Below are 16574 nucleotides of genomic sequence, written 5' to 3' on the forward strand. Positions count from 1 at the left end.
AGTTACAACGATTTCCTCTCTTGGTTGATTTTAATTAGGGATGTAATCAGTTTCATCAAACTAAGTCATGAAATCAAATACATTGCCCTCATTTTCAGATATTTGAGGAAATATTAACGTTCGCGTTGGGTGTTGTCGGTTGTTAACGAGACAGACATGAAATTAAACAGCGTTTTTTACCTCTTATACTAACTTTAGACTCTAGCTGTTACATCTGCCAGGGAAGCTTTGTAGCTTCAATTAATAGATTAGCACTTATAGATTAGTGTGGTGTTCTCTGCAAATAAACTTTACTTGTTTGATCAGGAATAATTCAGCCTCAAGCTTTAATATATCTGTCTTCAACAGCTAAATAAACATATGATTTTGGTTATTGTGTCTTGAGAGTATTTGCTCATTTATTTTTAAGTTTTGAAAAATTTGGGATACTATCTAAGATTTAGCGATCGCTTATTTTGACAAAAACTCAGTTTGCGTCGGGGGAGTTGTAATTTCTCCCTCGCTGTAACCTAAATCGTACATACTAGCAGCTTGAGCATTTTGTTCTGGTGGAACTTTAGGCTTTCTCGCCCAAGCATCTGACTTTCCTAAGTTGAACCAATCTTCATCACTCATTCCAGAACTCAATCTGTTGTCCGTTGTTTTGTTCATGAATCCGCTTGTAAGTGGGTAGGCGTTTGACGGCGGTAATTATTTATCATGTTGGCATGATGCTCTGAGGAAGTCTTATACCTTTCGATAGTAATCCTGTTCTATCCACAGGTAGCGATCGCATCCACCATATACAGCAGATTTCAGATAGAGAATTTCAAACCTGTTCCCTGCTGTATTATTCAACGTTTTTGAGGATCTACTATACCTTATTAGTAATCTTTCTAAACTAATAAATTGCAATCTAGGTAGTAATGCAAAAATTTTACGAAAAAAAATCCCTGAAACCCCTGCAAAATAGGGATTTTTATAATATTAACTTAATTTTTACAAAACTTCATCTTGAACTAATGAAAATCTATCTCAATAAATCTGATAGGATATTGCCAAAGTTTATTGAATAACTATCTCAATAAGCCAGAGAAAGATCAGACCTATTTCCCAAAATTCCAGGAAATGACAACATGACAAGCATGGCTGTACAATCCCCGGACTCGATACCCTGGTGGTCAGGGAACGCCCGCTTAACTAATCTTTCAGGGCGACTGTTAGGAGCGCACGTAGCTCATGCGGGCTTAATTGTACTCTGGGCAGGTGCAACCACCTTATTTGAACTAGCCCGGTTTCAGGCCTCGCAACCAATGTACGAGCAAGGCTTAATTCTTTTACCCCACTTAGCAACTCTGGGTTGGGGTGTAGGTAGTGGCGGTCAAGTTGTAGATACCTATCCCTACTTTGTGATAGGAGTATTACACCTGATTAGCTCTGCCTTCCTGGGTATAGGCGGAATTTTTCACGCTCTCCGCGGCCCCGCCATCTTAGAAGAAAGATTTGCTTTCTTTGGCTACCGTTGGCAAGATGCCAATAAAATGACGACTATTTTAGGTATTCATCTAGTTTTACTAGGTCTAGGTGCTGGCTTACTAGTTGTCAAAGCTGTCTTCTGGGGAGGGTTATACGACCCCATACTAGGAGAAGTGCGAGTTATTTCTCATCCGACTTGGAACTTTGCAACTATTTTTAGCTACCTACTTGGTGGTCATAAATATTGGATAGCTGGAGTCGATAATCTCGAAGACTTGGTTGGTGGTCACATTTGGGTCAGTATTCTTTGTATAGCAGGGGGTATCTGGCACATTACTACTCAACCTTCAGGATTTGTTAAAAGCCTATTTGTCTGGTCAGGAGAAGCATATCTTTCCTATAGCTTAGGTGCATTAAGCTTAATGAGTTTGATAGCTGCTTATTTTGTCTCTATCAACACACTGGCTTACCCTGTAGAGTTTTTCGGGCCAGCGTTAAGTATTGGGTTTGACCGCTTCCCTTACTTCCAAAGTGCAGATTTACTATCCTCTCGCGTGTGGTTAGCAAATGCTCACTTTTGGTTAGGCTTTTTCTTCCTGCAAGGCCATCTCTGGCACGCCCTCCGCGCTGCGGGTTTTGATTTCCGCACCGGGAAAGTTCTACGTCCAACCCGTGGGGAGGTAATCTAACTATGGCTACAGCAACAATCACCCCCCAACAATATGGATGGTGGGCAGGTAACGCTAGGTTTATCAATCTCTCAGGTCGGCTATTAGGAGCGCACATTGCCCATGCAGGCTTAATTGTCCTGTGGGCTGGGGCAATGACTTTATTTGAAATCACCAAATACAACCCCTCCCTACCCATATACGAACAAGGGTTAATTTTACTGCCCCATTTAGCCACCCTAGGATTTGGGGTTGGTGATGGGGGACAAATCATTGATACTTATCCCTATTTCGTGATTGGTGTAGTCCATTTGGTCAGTTCGGCGGTACTGGCTGCGGGTGGCATTTATCACGCTCTTTTGGGGCCAGAAGTATTACCAGAAAACAATCAATTTCCTGGTTTCTTTGGTTACGACTGGGAAGATGAAGACAAGATGACCACAATCATTGGCATTCACCTATTGTTATTAGGTGTAGGTGCTTGGCTTTTGGTAGCAAAAGCTTTATTCTGGGGTGGTCTTTATGATCCCGCAGTTGCATATGTCAGAGTCATCACAGAACCTACTATTAGCCCAACTCGAATTTTTGGCTATCTCTTTGGTGCATTTGGCAAGCAAGGAATGGCTGCTGTCAATAACTTAGAAGACGTTGTTGGTGGTCATATCTGGGTAGGTATTCTCTGCATCGGTGGCGGATTTTGGCATATCTTGACTCAACCTTTTGCTTGGGCGAAAAAAGTACTTTTTTGGTCTGGTGAGGCTTACTTATCCTATAGCCTTGGTGCTTTGGCCTATATGGGTTTATTAGCAGCCTACTTTGTGACTGTTAACGACACCGTTTATCCGACAGAGTTCTATGGCCCTTTGGGATTAAGTAGTACATCAGGGGTGGTTTCGGTTCGGACTTGGTTAGCCACAGCCCATTTTGCTTTAGCAATTGTGTTTCTATCTGGTCATATTTGGCACGCTTTGAGAGTGCGTGTTTTAGATGCTGGATTGAATTTTGAACAGGGAGTAGTCAACTATCTGGATACCCCAGAACTAGGAAACCTGCAAACGCCAATTAATACTTCTGATTTGACGTTGAAGTTGTTGGTAAATCTGCCAATTTATCGTCCGGGTTTGTCTCCCTTTGCCCGTGGCTTAGAAATTGGTATGGCGCATGGTTATTTCTTACTTGGCCCCTTTGTCAAGTTAGGCCCTCTGCGGAATACAGAGTTAGCCAATCAAGCTGGATTACTCGCAACTATTGGTTTGTTATTGATTTTATCAGTTTGCCTGTGGCTGTATGGCCGCTCATGGCTCAAAGAAGGCAAATCTCCCCAAGGTGAGCTACCAGAAAATCTCAAAACTCCTAAGTCTTGGAGTGAGTTTAATGCTGGTTGGATTGTTGGTAGCTGTGGCGGAGCTTTCTTTGCTTATTTGCTTGTAACTAATAGCAGTTTGTTTTTCTAAATTTAAGGTGTCAAGATGTCGAAAAAAATTGGTTTATTCTACGGTACTCAAACGGGTAAAACTGAATCTGTGGCGGAAATTATTCGGGATGAATTTGGTACTGGAGTGGTGACACTACACGACATTTCCCAAGCCGATACTAGTGATTTTGATGAGTATCAATATGTAATTGTTGGTTGTCCTACTTGGAATATTGGTGAACTCCAAAGCGATTGGGAAGGCTTTTATCCAGACTTAGATGAGATGGATTTTAGTGGTAAGATGGTCGCCTATTTTGGCACTGGTGATCAAATGGGCTATGGCGATAATTTTCAGGATGCAATCGGCATTTTGGAAGAAAAGATTTCCCAACGCGGTGGTAAAACTGTAGGCTATTGGCCTACTGAGGGTTATGATTTTAACGATTCTAAGGCGTTAAGAAATGGCAAGTTTGTTGGTTTGGCGATTGATGAAGATAATCAATCTGATTTAACTGATGAGCGCATCAAAGCTTGGGTGTCTCAGTTAAAGAGAGAATTTGGTTTGTAGTTTGATTATTTGTACCTGATGTTTAACCACTGATGCACACAGACAATTGAGTTTTTCAATACAAAGTTGCGCTAGGGTTTACGGAATGCTGAGTTTTGAAAACTATCTGTGTGTATTTGTGGTTATTTAATTTTAGTTTTTGGGGTTTTAGGGTTTTTATGTCTGATGATCTTGATGTTGTGTGGATTAGTTCTAGCCCAGCATTGCAGCGTTTCGATAAGCCTTTACTACAATACATATCGCAATATGTGAATGTGGCTCAGTGGGAATATCGCTCTAGTCAGGATGAGGGTAGTTCCATAGATGAGGCGGTCACTTTACTGCATGAGTTTTTGTCACAGTGTCCTCATCCCATAAATTTAGCTGGTCATGGTGCGGGTGGTTCGATCGCCTTAACTTATGCGCGGCGATATCCTCAAAAAGTGCGATCGCTTATTCTCTTAGCTGTAGCCTCTCAACCTGCAAATACTTGGCACGCTCATTATTATCTCCAAAGACAATTATTTACAATGAGTCGTGAGCAGGTGTTAGCCTGTAGTGTTCGTCATCTGTTCGGAGAACAACCGCATAATACTACTAAAAAGTTAGTAGCTGTATTAGATAAGGATTTAGAACAAACCCCCTTGTTACACTCTCTTTTCAAGTTGATTGAGTTACCTCAAGGTGGTGTCTCTATGCCGATGATGATCTGCGGTAGTAAGAATGATCCCATTGTTAATCCACCAGCATTATACAACTGGTTACATTATTTTAAGCCAGAAGATCATCTCTGGGAATGCCCTAAAGGCTATCATTTTTTTCACTATTTTTATGCTCAACAAGTCGGTGAAAGAATGTTAGATTTTTGGCAACCCTATCATGTAGAATTAATGTCTCCCCGTCCCATCATTTTAAGAACTATGGGTAATTAATTAATATTTATTAGGGGTGTAAATACTCCCCTATGTAATTTAATATTCATTATTTTGACAGCGACGAAATGGAAGATTTTCGCCGATTTTTTGCATTTCAATTCACCATTTACATTAAATGTAAACTTTTGTAAAAACAGTTGTAATTAAGAATATTTTTCAATAAAATAAATGTGTAAGCAGCAAATATCAACTGTTAACTTTCAGCATTAAATCCTAGTACACCACAGCCTAAATCAAGCAAGCATCTAAAATCAGCCTTCTTTTTTTACTTTTGCCTTTTTGTACTAGTTCTTTATCTTAAATTTCTGATGTTGAAGTTAATCAACCCATGACAGCTTACTTGAGTATTTCTAGCAACAACCTTATAGATTAGCAACCAATGCAGACATACGATAATCCCAACATCAAATATGATTGGTGGGTTGGTAATGCCCGCTTTGCCGACCTCTCTGGCTTATTTATCGGCGCACACGTAGCCCAAGCTGCACTCACAACCCTTTGGGCAGGCGCGTTTACATGGTTTGAAATCTCTCGTTACAAACCTGATATCCCAATGGGTGAACAAGGATTGATCTTGTTACCCCATTTAGCTACTTTAGGTTTTGGTGTCGGTGCAGGTGGTCAAGTAGTCAACACTTACCCTTACTTCGTCATTGGAGCTTTGCATTTAATTTCCTCTGCCGTTTTGGGAGCAGGCGCGCTCTTTCATACCTTCAAAGGGCCGCGCAACTTAAAAAACAGTACTGGTTCGGCTAGGAAATTCCATTTTGAATGGAACGACCCCAAACAATTGGGTTTGATTTTAGGACATCACTTACTTTTCCTAGGCGTAGCAGCTTTATTCCTAGCAGGAAAAGCGATGTTTTGGGGAGGACTATATGATGCAACAACTCATGCTGTCAGAGTAGTCAGCAATCCTACCCTCAACCCCTTTGTTATCTATGGCTATCAAACTCACTTTGTCACTGTTAACAACCTAGAAGATTTAGTGGGTGGACATATTTATGTAGGCTTAATCCTCATTGGTGGGGGTATTTGGCACATCATCAAAGAGCCGTTACCCTGGGCGAAAAAGCTCTTAATCTTCTCTGGAGAGGCAATTCTTTCTTACTCTTTAGGTGGTATTGCGTTAGCTGGATTTGTTGCCGCTTATTTTTGTGCAGTCAACACCTTAGCTTACCCTGTAGAGTTCTACGGCGCGCCCTTAGAACTAAAATTTGGTGTCACTCCTTATTTTGCCGATACAGTTAAGTTAGCTAATGGTGCTTACAGTGCTAGAGCTTGGTTAGCTAATGCTCACTTCTTTTTAGCTTTCTTCTTCTTACAAGGTCATCTCTGGCACGCGCTCCGAGCTATTGGCGTTGACTTTAGACAAATTGAAAAATCATTAAACGCCATTGGTAGTGCTGATTAATGACTAGTCAAACAATTTTGGATTTTAGATTTTAGATTGAAGATTCAACATCCAAAATCCAAAATTTAAAATCTAAAATTCGGTCAGTTCTAAGTTTCGACCTCGCTCTGAAGAGTGATAAGGATAAGGGTAGTGTGCTGAGTCTCTACATACTCAGCACTTTTCTAGAAAGGATAGGTAACAGTGGCAATTTCTACTGATAAAACTTTCGCAGCCAATACAGAATTATCTTGGTTAATTGGTAATGCTCGTTTAACTGATTTATCTGGTCAATTATTAGGCGCACATATTGCCCACGCAGGCTTAATTATGTTTTGGGCAGGAACAACTACCATTACAGAAGTGCTACGTTTTGTTCCTGACATCCCCATGTATGAGCAAGGTTTAACTTTATTACCACACCTAGCAGCTTTAGGGTGGGGAGTAGGAAAGGGTGGTGAAATAGTTGATACTTATCCTTATTTTGTCATTGGCGTATTGCATTTAATTGCTTCTGCCGTGTTGGGTGCTGGTGGACTATTTCATGTGTTTCGCGCTCCCGCAATTTTATACAATAACGGTGGCAGAGCAGCGAAATTTCATTATGAATGGAATGACCCTAAACAATTGAGTTTAATTTTAGGACATCACTTAATTATTCTGGGTTTAGGAGCATTCTTGCTCGTACTAAAAGCCATGTTTTTTGGCGGCATTTATGACACCAATTTAGGAGAAGTGCGCCTCATTACTAACCCTACTCTTAACCCAAGCATCATTTTTGGTTATTTAGTCGGGTTAAAAGATAATGTTTGGCATCCTCTAGGACTAGCCAGTGTTGACAATTTAGAAGATGTCATTGGTGGTCATATTTGGATTGGTGTCATTTTAATTTTGGGCGGTATATGGCATATTATCGTACAGCCATTTAGTTGGGTAAGAAGAATTTTACCAATAGAACATGGTGAAGAAATCCTGTCTTACAGTTTGCTGGGTTTAGCTTTAATGGCTTGGATTTCTGCCAGCTTTGTGGGATATAACACCACCGTTTTCCCACCAGAATTTTACGGTTCAGAACGTTTATTTTCTGCCAATATTCAATTTTTTCTAGGGGTATTAGCCTTCTTAGGTTATGCTTGGCACGCTTGGAGGGCGCATAGCATTTCCTAATCGTTTCTAGTTCCCTCAACACTAGCTATTCTCAAGTTCCTTCCCCTGCCTACAGTTAAAAGTAGTTGACTGTAGGCAATTTCCTAAAACTTTTTGTGGAGTAACAAATAGTGATGGCTACAATTTTATTTGCTTTATCTGCTTGGGCAATCATGATTTTATTACTTTGGAGTATGTGGAGTACTTGCAAAAAAGGAATCAGTTTTATTTGGAAATTACATCAAGTCCCCTGTCACAATTGCGAATATTTCACTAAGGACTATCGGCTAAAATGTACAGTACATCCTTATAAAGCTTGTTCTGAACAGGCGATTGGTTGCATTGACTTTGAGCCAAAAACTGCTGCTTGTAATGCTTGTCAAAAAGGCAGAGTTTGGAAATTAGAGAAGAGAAGTTGACAATCACATTAAATTTTATATTAAGTAATAAGTAATAAGTAATGAGTAATGGGTAATAAGTAATGAGTAATGGGTAATGAGTAATAAGTAATAAGTAATAAGTAATGAGTAATGAGTAATGGGTAATGAGTAATGGGTATTTACTCATTACTTAAAGAAGAAAAGGATTGTGTATGAATTTTTTACCCCTGAAAAGGTACAAAGTCAACAGCCTAGGCAGGGACACTACCAGAACAACCCGCACTCTCGCAAATCAGTGTGAAATAAGATAAGTAAGTCGGTGCAATAAAACCAAACTATGTGAAGAAAAATAAATAAGGCTAAAACTCTTTCTCCCCCTGCTCCCTGCTCCCTGCCCCCTGCCCCCTGCCTCCTGCCCCCTGCCTTATTCCAACAATAATTATTTACGCCAACGTACTTACTGTAGGTCTTTACTGAGGGCAAATGGCTCAAATTGCTCATATCATAGCTCAAGTATATATTTACCTTAGCTGAATCTAAGTATTGAGTGAAAAATTTGCTAGCGGAATTATGAAAAATCTAATTTTAGCAACCTCCGTATTTTTGACTGGTATTAGTCTTACAAATGCTGTCCAAGCAGCAAATCCTGACCATTTAAGACAGTTATTGTCAACTAAACAATGTCAAAATTGTGACTTAACTAATGCAGGTTTAGTCATGGCTGATTTGTCAGGAGCGAATTTAAGTGGTGCGAATCTCACAGGTGCGAATCTTAGCCGTGCTAACTTAAGTGGTGCAGATTTGCGGGGTGCAAACTTGACTGGTGCGGGTTTATTTGGTGCTAATTTGAGTGCAGCTAAATTCGGCGGTGCAAATCTCGCTAGTGCTGACTTGCGAAATACTTATCTAGGGAACACAGAATTTACTGGTGCTTATGTAGTTGGTGCGAACTTTCAAGGTGCGGTAGGTATACCGTTACAAATTGCTACAGCAGATGAATTTTATGCTTGGGGTGTAACAGAGGCAGAAAAAGGCAATCAAAAACAGGCTATTAATTATTTTAATCAAGCGATCGCCATTAAACCAGAATACGCAGGTGCATATTTAGCCCGTGGTGTCGCCCGCTACCAAATTTTTGATAGAGCAGGCGCGCTCGCAGATGCTCAAACAGCAGAAAAACTCTTTACCACTCAGCAAAACACCACAGGAACACAAACTACCCAAGCCTTTATCAAAGAACTGCAAACTCCTTACACAGAAAAAATCAGCGCAGGTAAACCCAGTTTCTTTGATTTTGTTGGTAGTCTCGGCTCAGTCTTACTGCAATTTTTACCTTTTTAAACATAGGTAAAATAGCTATCAGCAAGATTGAGATTGGTTGAACCTTGCACAATCGCAATTAATTCTGATGGCAAACCATTACTAATACCATCATCATAATAAATTGCTGTACCTTGTACCCCAGCAATTGGAGAACTTCCGAGGCGATAATGAGGCTGTGAGCCAATTGGGTTTTGTGGCAATTTGGTTAACTGAATAGTGTCTTCATTTTTATCAAAATCTCTAATGATGGCATAATCAAGAATACCACTGCTGTAGATAATGCCATCATCATAAAATAGTTTATTGGTTTCTCCCAGTACAAACAAATCTCTTTCAATACCAAAAGAACCGATAGGATTATCACCAATTAGAACATCTATTTCAAATAATCCTGGACGGCTAGCTGTACGATCTACACCTATCAACGTATCCCAACCATCATTACCTACTAGGGTATCATTACCAGTGCCGCCATAAAGTTTATCTCCTCCTGCACCACCATCTAAATAGTCGTTACCTTCATCTCCATAGAGTTTATCACTACCCACTTCTCCAAACAGAAAATCATTTCCTTTTCCCCCTCGCAGAGTATCATCAAAGTACCATCCTGGAATTAATTCATCATTATCATCCAGACGTTCAACCCTTTGATTCGCTCCCGGAACATCAAAATAAAATCGGCTTGAACCATCATCACCATAAAGGAAATCATTACCGTCACCACCTACTAAAAAATCGTTGCCATTTCCTCCAAATAAATGATCTTGGTAATTTCCATCTCCTCCATACAGCCAATCATTTCCTTCTCCACCATCGAGAATATCGCTATCTGTTCCACCATCTAAATAATCACCATCTCTTTCTCCTAATAGTCTATCTTCACCAGAATTACCATAAAGTTGATCCCTGCCTCTATTTCCATAAATAATATCATTACCTCCTTCTCCATAAATATCATCATCGCCAATAGTAGCGCGGAAAATATCATTAGCATTGCCTAAATATTTAATAATGCCTCTCACCATTAGTAATGCCTCAAAAATTCAAAATTTATCAAGGGAAAATGAGTACAAAATTAAATTGTACTACAAAACTACATTTTAATACATTTTTGAGATTGCTGGAAAAATTTATAAAAATTTTATTTATTCCCACGCAGGAAATTACCTGGAAAAAACGCTCAGTCCTGTAGATTTATCAAAGATTGAAAAAGTTGTACAATTCTATACATGGGTGAATATCCTCAATGAATCAATGAATCTATCTCGTCAATTGTGGGCAATCAATCAAGACTTAACTAAAGCTTGTCTAGAGCATCCGTTTGTGCAGGGTATTGGTGATGGTTCTCTAGAACAGCGAAAATTTGCTTACTATGTAGGACAAGATGCGTTTTTCTTAGAATCTTTTGCCCGTGCTTATAGTATTGCAGCCGCTAAAGCACCAAGTTGGCAAGATTTTAGGATCTTTCATAGTTTAGCTGGGGGAGTTTTAGAGGAACTGCAACTGCACACAAGTTATGCTGCTGAGTGGGGAGTTGATTTAGCGACTGTAGAACCGGGAATGGCTACCCGTTGTTATACTGACTTTCTCTTAGCGACGGCTTGGGGTGGGGATGTCGGGTTAACGGCGGCGGCGATGTCTCCTTGTATGCGGTTGTATGCTTATTTAGGAGAACAATTAGCTAGCAATGGCATTCCTAATCATCAATATGCTGACTGGATTCGGACTTATAGTAGTGCCGATTTTTTACCATTGGTACAACAATTAGATAGTTTAGTAGATAATTACGCTAGTGGGAATAATTCCACTCATTCCACATATCGCTATGCTATGTTGTGTGAATATCAATTCTTTCAAGCGGCATGGATAATTTAACAGTTAAACCAATTCGCAATTCGCAACTCATATAAGTAGAACAGGGTAAATAATTAAAGGTTTGTAGTAAGAACTTTAGTCCTTATTTCAGAACTAAAGTCCTTACTACGAACTCAATTTTATTCTTTTTACATTACTTAACATAGTTTGATTTTTTTAACTTGTTCTACTTACTCTCAAAATATCAAATAAACCCTTGCATAAATTGTAAGAAATTTTCTACAATCGGACTTAAACTACTAGGCCGCCAGATGACAGCAGTTTCTATTACAGGGACTTCTGGTAGTAGAGGACGATAAACTACACCAGGCCTTTGCAGATTTTGTAAACAAGATGGTGTAATTGCTACACCCATGCCAGCCGATACTAAACCAATAATTGTCTGCATTTGAATTGCCTCTTGAGTAATCTTCGGTTGGAAATTTTCCTGTTGAAAAAGACTCATGATGCAATCATACAATCCTGGTGCGAGATGGCGGGGAAACATAATCAAAGGTTCATTGAGGAGCGATCGCACTGTAATATGTTCTTGTTGAGCCAATGGGTGAGTTGAAGACAACGCCAAAATTAATTTTTCTGTGTGAATACACTCATGAGATAGTGTATTATCTTCCAAGGGTGGATGAGCAAAACCAACATCAATTCGGCAATCTCTGAGTGCTTGTTCCTGTTGACTTGTAGTTAATTCTAGTAATACTAGTTCGACTTCTAAAAATTGTTCACGAAATTGCCGTAAAATCACGGGTAACAAATCGTAAATTACCAAACTTGTAAATCCAATGCGGAGTTGTCCTGCTTCACCTCGTCCAGTCCTTTGAGTCAGAGCTACTGCTGTTTCTAATTGTGCCAGGAGTTGATAAGCTTCTTGTAAAAACACCTGCCCGGCTGGAGTTAATTGCACTTGTCGCTTAGTTTTGCGCTCAAACAGCTTGACTCCCAGTTCTGTTTCTAGCTGTTGAATTTGTTGGCTTAGAGGTGGTTGAGCTATATGTAATCTTTCTGCGGCTTTACTGAAATGTAGTTCCTCAGCTACAGCAATAAAGTAGCGTAGGTGTCGTAATTCCATGTTTATTATACTTTATAAGTCTAAATTCCAAATAAATATATATTGGACATCTTAAAAAACTATACTTATGATACTCGTACAGAGATTTAACAGTGTTGAGTAAAATCGGCTTGTGAAACACCACACCATAAGCCTGATAACTGATAACTGATAACTGATTTAATTGAGCCAGCGCAAGGGGTGAAACCATGTCAGAGAATTTTAGAAGTAAAGTTGTTACACAAGGGGTACAGCGATCGCCAAATCGGGCTATGCTACGGGCAGTTGGTTTTCAAGATGAAGACTTCAAAAAAGCCATTGTCGGTGTAGCTAATGCCTACAGCACCATCACACCCTGTAATATGGGGATTAATCAATTAGCCCAAAGAGCCGAAGCTGGAATTAAACTAGCTGGAGCGATGCCGCAAATGTTCGGCACAATTACTATTAGTGATGGCATTTCAATGGGAACTGAAGGGATGAAATATTCCCTAGTGTCACGAGAAGTCATTGCTGACTCCATTGAAACCGCTTGTAACGGTCAAAGCATGGACGGTGTAATTGCCATCGGTGGCTGTGATAAAAATATGCCAGGGGCAATGATTGCAATGGCGCGGATGAATATCCCCGCTATCTTTGTTTATGGTGGCACAATTAAACCTGGACACTACAACGGCCGTGACTTAACTGTTGTCAGTTCCTTTGAAGCTGTGGGTGAATACAGTGCGGGAAAAATTGACGACACTGAACTGATGGAAGTAGAACGCCGTGCTTGTCCTGGTGCGGGTTCTTGCGGTGGGATGTACACAGCTAATACTATGTCCTCAGCCTTTGAAGCAATGGGCATGAGTTTACCCTATTCTTCCACAATGGCAGCCGAAGATGACGAAAAAGCCGACAGCACCGAAGAATCAGCTAAAGTCTTAGTAGAAGCGATTCGTAACCAACTCTTACCCCGACAAATTATTACTCGCAAATCTATAGAAAATGCTATTTCGGTAATTATGGCTGTGGGTGGTTCAACCAATAGCGTATTACATTTTTTAGCGATCGCGCGCGCGGCTGGTGTAGAACTAACTCTAGATGACTTTGAAACTATCCGTGGTCGTGTCCCCGTTTTGTGTGATTTAAAACCCAGTGGTCGCTATGTTGCTACAGATTTACACAAAGCTGGCGGTATTCCCCAAGTAATGAAAATGCTCCTCGTGCATGGGTTACTTCACGGAGATTGTATCACCATCACCGGGAAAACCATCGCCGAAATTTTAGCAGATGTCCCCGAAGAACCCCCTGCAAATCAAGATGTGATTCGTCCTTGGAATAAACCCATGTATGCCCAAGGACACTTAGCCATCCTCAAAGGCAATTTAGCCACAGAGGGAGCAGTAGCCAAAATTACCGGAGTGAAAAATCCCATTATTACCGGCCCTGCACGGGTATTTGACTCCGAAGAAGAATGTTTAGATGCCATCCTAGCAGGTAAGATTAAAGCCGGTGATGTGATTATCATCCGTTACGAAGGCCCGAAAGGCGGCCCCGGTATGCGAGAAATGTTAGCACCCACCTCAGCCATTATTGGCGCAGGTTTAGGTGATAGCGTCGGTTTAATTACCGATGGACGTTTCTCTGGCGGTACTTACGGCATGGTAGTGGGACACGTTGCACCAGAAGCAGCCGTTGGTGGTGCGATCGCTCTAGTACAAGAAGGTGATAGCATCACTATTGACGCTAATTCTCGCTTATTACAAATCAATATTTCTGATGAAGAATTAGCCACTCGTCGCGCCAAATGGCAACCCCGTCCACCCCGTTATAAAACAGGCATCTTAGGCAAATATGCCAAATTAGTCGCCTCTAGTAGCGTCGGTGCTGTCACAGACTTGGATTTATTTGATTAACGACTAATACCAATTCGCAATTAAGAAAGTCAGCCAGTAGGTTGGGTTGACGCAAGGAAACCCAACACCAATATCCATATTCAGTTGCCTGATATCTTGCACCAGTTTTTCATCCCCTACACCCCTATACCCTTACACCCCTGCACCCCCACACCCTTACATTTGCGGTATGATTTTGATGCCTGATTGAATCTGGGATTTGATTGAGATGTTTAAAACAGCATTAAATGCGCGCCTGATTTTGGAAACTTTACTTCCTCATCTCAAAGTTGCAGCTGCTTACGCTCGTTCTATGCAATCAAAAATTGCCACACTACCAGCCAAAGAACAAGGAGACAACTTTTTTGCAGCAGCTTTGACAGATGCAGATTTAGCAATTCAAAATTTGGTAGAAGTAACATTATTAGGTCTATTCCCAGACATTCGCTTTCACGGAGAAGAATACGAAAGTTCTCGGAACACTAAATATTTTCGTGCCACTGAACTAGGTACAGACGGTGATTATTTAGTCACCCTTGACCCTATCGACGGCACGAAATTTTATATGGATGGACATTCTAATTATCAGATTATTCTCAGTATTTTAAATCCAGATGACTTTGAGGCAGTCATAGCCATCTCACCTGCTCAAAATACTTATTATTATGCACTGCGGGGTGAAGGTGCTTTTCACGGCACACTAGAGATGAACTTAGCCGCCTGTCAACCCTTGCAGATAACTTCCTTTGCTCCTAATATATTGTTGGGTTGGGGAATGAATGCGATCGCACCTGCACTAAAAAACTTGTATAAAGTTATTAGCGTAGAAAATGATTACTCCAGCCAAACAGCAATTCCCAATGTCAATGGTATGTTGACCGGTGACTTAAGTGGCGCAGTCATCAGAAAAGGTAAATTTATCGATGGTGCTGCGCTGGCGTTTCTAGCAAGAGAAGCTGGTTGTATTGTCACCACTCTAGACGGCAAAACCCCACCTCCCCTACACACTTGTGAAGACTACAGTTTACCAGGCTTGATTATTGCCGCTTCTCCAACAGTTCATCAACATCTGTTAGCAGCCAGCCAAAATCTAAAGCAATGAGTAATGAGTAATGAGTAATGAGTAATGAGTAATGAGTAATGAGTAATGAGTAATGAGTAATGAGTAATGAGTAATGAGTAATGAGTAATGAGTAATAAACGCGATGTGCGACTTATTCTTGAAACCCCTCTGCAAAGACCTACTGTGTACACATAAGTTGCTGCATTGATATTGTGAATGTATCACCTGACATTGCCAATGTATCACCTGACATTGCCAATGTATCACCTAACATTGTGAATGTATCGCCTGACATTGCCAATGTATCGCCTGACATTGTGAATGTATCGACTAACTCTAAAAAACTTGTGTGTACACAGTAGCCTGCAAGGAGAAGCAACTGCGTTGCGCGGGTTTCCCGCGTTGTAGCAAGTGGCGTTAGAGGATGTTTGGAAAGTATGAAACTAATCAATCAAGCAAGTCTTCTCAGCATTAACCGAATCATTGCGACTTGTACAAATGTTTCATGGGTCTGCGGTAAAATTTCGTAGTCTTTACTTAACCGGCGACACCAATTAAACCAACCAAAACTGCGCTCAACAACCCAACGTCTTGGCAGTAGAACAAAGCCTTTGGTATCAGTTGGACGACGTACAACCGCTAAAATCCAATGGTAAGTGTCCATCACCCATTTCATAAATCCCTCACCTTGGTATCCAGCATCAACCCAAATACAAACTAACCGTGTCAGGCGATCGCTGATCCTGTTGTAGGCTTGTGCAAATAATTTCTTTGCTCCAGCTTTATCAGATTCATATGCTGATGTCACTACAACCATTAAGACCAATCCCAGGGTGTCAACCAGCAAATGGCGTTTACGTCCTTTTACTAACTTACCTGAATCAAAACCAACATCCTTTGACACCATTGTTCCATTATCCACAGATTGGCAATCGACTATTGCCGCACTGGGATTAGCTTCTCGGTTTTCCACAACCCGCACCCATTGTTGTAGCTTATGATTCATACCTTCCCATGTACCATCCATTCGCCATTTGCGGAAATAGTAGTAGACCGTTTGCCACTTCGGAAAGTCATGCGGCAACATTCGCCATGCACAACCCGCACAAAGAATATAAAAGATAGCACTAACCACCCCACGTAGATCAACACAACGAGGACGACACCCTAGATTTTCAGGCGGTATCAGATTTGATAACAATTCCCATTGTTCATCTGTCAGGTCTGTTGGATATGATGTAGACATTGCTCTAGTAACCCTGTCGCTTTTTTATCTACTGACAGAATACAGTTACTGGAGTTTTTTTAGACTTTCCAAACATCCTCTTAGAGGCTTTGATTCTTGCTCCCCTTCCCTTGTAGGGAAGGGGTTGGGGGTTAGGTTTGAAAAAAAGTTGCACACGGCGTTAAAAAGTAAAAAGTAAAAAGATAATTCTCTTGAGACTTCTGACTT

General features: G+C 40.7%; 16 protein-coding genes. 11 read left to right on the top strand and 5 right to left on the bottom strand.

Annotated elements, in window-relative coordinates:
- Positions 1 to 450 precede the first annotated feature (450 nt).
- The gene (locus ACPZ3T_RS01045) at positions 451 to 651 is read right to left on the bottom strand and encodes a hypothetical protein (RefSeq protein WP_490273143.1); all 201 of its coding nucleotides are present in this window, start codon (positions 649 to 651) and stop codon (positions 451 to 453) included.
- A 473-nt stretch (positions 652 to 1124) separates the two neighbouring features.
- On the opposite strand from ACPZ3T_RS01045, the gene ACPZ3T_RS01050 reads away from it, so the two are divergent.
- The 7 genes from ACPZ3T_RS01050 (at position 1125) to ACPZ3T_RS01080 (ending at position 7977) form a co-directional block, all read left to right on the top strand.
- Positions 1125 to 2144 (top strand): chlorophyll a/b binding light-harvesting protein, encoded by a 1020-nt coding sequence (locus ACPZ3T_RS01050; protein ID WP_490273144.1) that lies wholly within the window; start codon positions 1125 to 1127, stop codon positions 2142 to 2144.
- A gap of 2 nt (positions 2145 to 2146) precedes the next feature.
- Complete coding sequence (locus ACPZ3T_RS01055; RefSeq protein WP_490273145.1) at positions 2147 to 3577, top strand: chlorophyll a/b binding light-harvesting protein; 1431 nt, start codon at positions 2147 to 2149, stop codon at positions 3575 to 3577.
- Between the two features lie 15 nt (positions 3578 to 3592).
- A complete protein-coding gene (fldA, locus tag ACPZ3T_RS01060) occupies positions 3593 to 4105 on the top strand; it encodes a flavodoxin FldA (RefSeq protein WP_490273146.1) in 513 nt (170 codons plus the stop codon).
- A gap of 158 nt (positions 4106 to 4263) precedes the next feature.
- The gene (locus ACPZ3T_RS01065; protein ID WP_490273147.1) at positions 4264 to 5016 is read left to right on the top strand and encodes an alpha/beta hydrolase; all 753 of its coding nucleotides are present in this window, start codon (positions 4264 to 4266) and stop codon (positions 5014 to 5016) included.
- A 382-nt stretch (positions 5017 to 5398) separates the two neighbouring features.
- Positions 5399 to 6433 (top strand): chlorophyll a/b binding light-harvesting protein, encoded by a 1035-nt coding sequence (locus ACPZ3T_RS01070; RefSeq protein WP_490273148.1) that lies wholly within the window; start codon positions 5399 to 5401, stop codon positions 6431 to 6433.
- Between the two features lie 183 nt (positions 6434 to 6616).
- Positions 6617 to 7579, top strand: a complete 963-nt coding sequence (locus tag ACPZ3T_RS01075; RefSeq protein WP_490273149.1) for a chlorophyll a/b binding light-harvesting protein — start codon at positions 6617 to 6619, stop codon at positions 7577 to 7579.
- 113 nt (positions 7580 to 7692) lie between these two features.
- Positions 7693 to 7977 carry a hypothetical protein gene (locus ACPZ3T_RS01080; protein WP_490273150.1) on the top strand — a complete coding sequence of 95 codons (285 nt, stop codon included), beginning with the start codon at positions 7693 to 7695 and terminating at the stop codon, positions 7975 to 7977.
- 225 nt (positions 7978 to 8202) lie between these two features.
- Here ACPZ3T_RS01080 and ACPZ3T_RS01085 read toward each other — a convergent pair whose 3' ends face one another.
- The gene (locus tag ACPZ3T_RS01085) at positions 8203 to 8421 is read right to left on the bottom strand and encodes a hypothetical protein (protein WP_490273151.1); all 219 of its coding nucleotides are present in this window, start codon (positions 8419 to 8421) and stop codon (positions 8203 to 8205) included.
- Between the two features lie 87 nt (positions 8422 to 8508).
- Here ACPZ3T_RS01085 and ACPZ3T_RS01090 point away from each other — a divergent pair, with 87 nt between their 5' ends.
- Positions 8509 to 9279, top strand: coding sequence for a pentapeptide repeat-containing protein (locus ACPZ3T_RS01090; RefSeq protein ID WP_490273152.1), 771 nt, complete (start codon positions 8509 to 8511; stop codon positions 9277 to 9279).
- Here the strand turns inward: ACPZ3T_RS01090 and ACPZ3T_RS01095 are convergent.
- Positions 9276 to 10286, bottom strand: coding sequence for a calcium-binding protein (locus tag ACPZ3T_RS01095; protein WP_490273153.1), 1011 nt, complete (start codon positions 10284 to 10286; stop codon positions 9276 to 9278). The two genes, ACPZ3T_RS01090 and ACPZ3T_RS01095, sit on opposite strands and share 4 nt — an antisense overlap.
- 229 nt (positions 10287 to 10515) lie before the next feature.
- On the opposite strand from ACPZ3T_RS01095, the gene ACPZ3T_RS01100 reads away from it, so the two are divergent.
- The gene (locus ACPZ3T_RS01100; protein WP_490273154.1) at positions 10516 to 11136 is read left to right on the top strand and encodes a TenA family protein; all 621 of its coding nucleotides are present in this window, start codon (positions 10516 to 10518) and stop codon (positions 11134 to 11136) included.
- Positions 11137 to 11320: 184 nt separating this feature from the next.
- On the opposite strand, the gene ACPZ3T_RS01105 is transcribed toward ACPZ3T_RS01100, so the two are convergent.
- Positions 11321 to 12202, bottom strand: coding sequence for a LysR family transcriptional regulator (locus tag ACPZ3T_RS01105; RefSeq protein WP_490273155.1), 882 nt, complete (start codon positions 12200 to 12202; stop codon positions 11321 to 11323).
- A gap of 188 nt (positions 12203 to 12390) precedes the next feature.
- On the opposite strand from ACPZ3T_RS01105, the gene ilvD reads away from it, so the two are divergent.
- Entirely contained in the window at positions 12391 to 14079 is a 1689-nt protein-coding gene (gene ilvD / locus ACPZ3T_RS01110; RefSeq protein WP_490273156.1) for a dihydroxy-acid dehydratase, read from the top strand.
- 208 nt (positions 14080 to 14287) lie between these two features.
- Positions 14288 to 15160, top strand: a complete 873-nt coding sequence (locus tag ACPZ3T_RS01115; RefSeq protein ID WP_490273157.1) for an inositol monophosphatase family protein — start codon at positions 14288 to 14290, stop codon at positions 15158 to 15160.
- A gap of 412 nt (positions 15161 to 15572) precedes the next feature.
- On the opposite strand, the gene ACPZ3T_RS01120 is transcribed toward ACPZ3T_RS01115, so the two are convergent.
- The gene (locus ACPZ3T_RS01120; RefSeq protein WP_490271763.1) at positions 15573 to 16367 is read right to left on the bottom strand and encodes an IS5 family transposase; all 795 of its coding nucleotides are present in this window, start codon (positions 16365 to 16367) and stop codon (positions 15573 to 15575) included.
- Between the last annotated feature and the right edge of the window lie 207 nt (positions 16368 to 16574).

The organism is Aliinostoc maniaoense (genome assembly GCF_058172895.1).

Excerpts from the sequence above, each read along its gene's own strand:
- ACPZ3T_RS01045 (WP_490273143.1), bottom strand. The coding sequence starts at position 651 with ATGAACAAAACAACGGACAACAGATTGAGTTCTGGAATGAGTGATGAA.
- ACPZ3T_RS01090 (WP_490273152.1), top strand. The coding sequence starts at position 8,509 with ATGAAAAATCTAATTTTAGCAACCTCCGTATTTTTGACTGGTATTAGT.
- ACPZ3T_RS01115 (WP_490273157.1), top strand. The coding sequence starts at position 14,288 with ATGTTTAAAACAGCATTAAATGCGCGCCTGATTTTGGAAACTTTACTT.
- ACPZ3T_RS01055 (WP_490273145.1), top strand. The coding sequence starts at position 2,147 with ATGGCTACAGCAACAATCACCCCCCAACAATATGGATGGTGGGCAGGT.
- ACPZ3T_RS01065 (WP_490273147.1), top strand. The coding sequence starts at position 4,264 with ATGTCTGATGATCTTGATGTTGTGTGGATTAGTTCTAGCCCAGCATTG.
- ACPZ3T_RS01050 (WP_490273144.1), top strand. The coding sequence starts at position 1,125 with ATGGCTGTACAATCCCCGGACTCGATACCCTGGTGGTCAGGGAACGCC.
- fldA (WP_490273146.1), top strand. The coding sequence starts at position 3,593 with ATGTCGAAAAAAATTGGTTTATTCTACGGTACTCAAACGGGTAAAACT.
- ACPZ3T_RS01095 (WP_490273153.1), bottom strand. The coding sequence starts at position 10,286 with ATGGTGAGAGGCATTATTAAATATTTAGGCAATGCTAATGATATTTTC.
- ACPZ3T_RS01120 (WP_490271763.1), bottom strand. The coding sequence starts at position 16,367 with ATGTCTACATCATATCCAACAGACCTGACAGATGAACAATGGGAATTG.
- ilvD (WP_490273156.1), top strand. The coding sequence starts at position 12,391 with ATGTCAGAGAATTTTAGAAGTAAAGTTGTTACACAAGGGGTACAGCGA.
- ACPZ3T_RS01100 (WP_490273154.1), top strand. The coding sequence starts at position 10,516 with ATGAATCTATCTCGTCAATTGTGGGCAATCAATCAAGACTTAACTAAA.
- ACPZ3T_RS01070 (WP_490273148.1), top strand. The coding sequence starts at position 5,399 with ATGCAGACATACGATAATCCCAACATCAAATATGATTGGTGGGTTGGT.
- ACPZ3T_RS01080 (WP_490273150.1), top strand. The coding sequence starts at position 7,693 with ATGGCTACAATTTTATTTGCTTTATCTGCTTGGGCAATCATGATTTTA.
- ACPZ3T_RS01105 (WP_490273155.1), bottom strand. The coding sequence starts at position 12,202 with ATGGAATTACGACACCTACGCTACTTTATTGCTGTAGCTGAGGAACTA.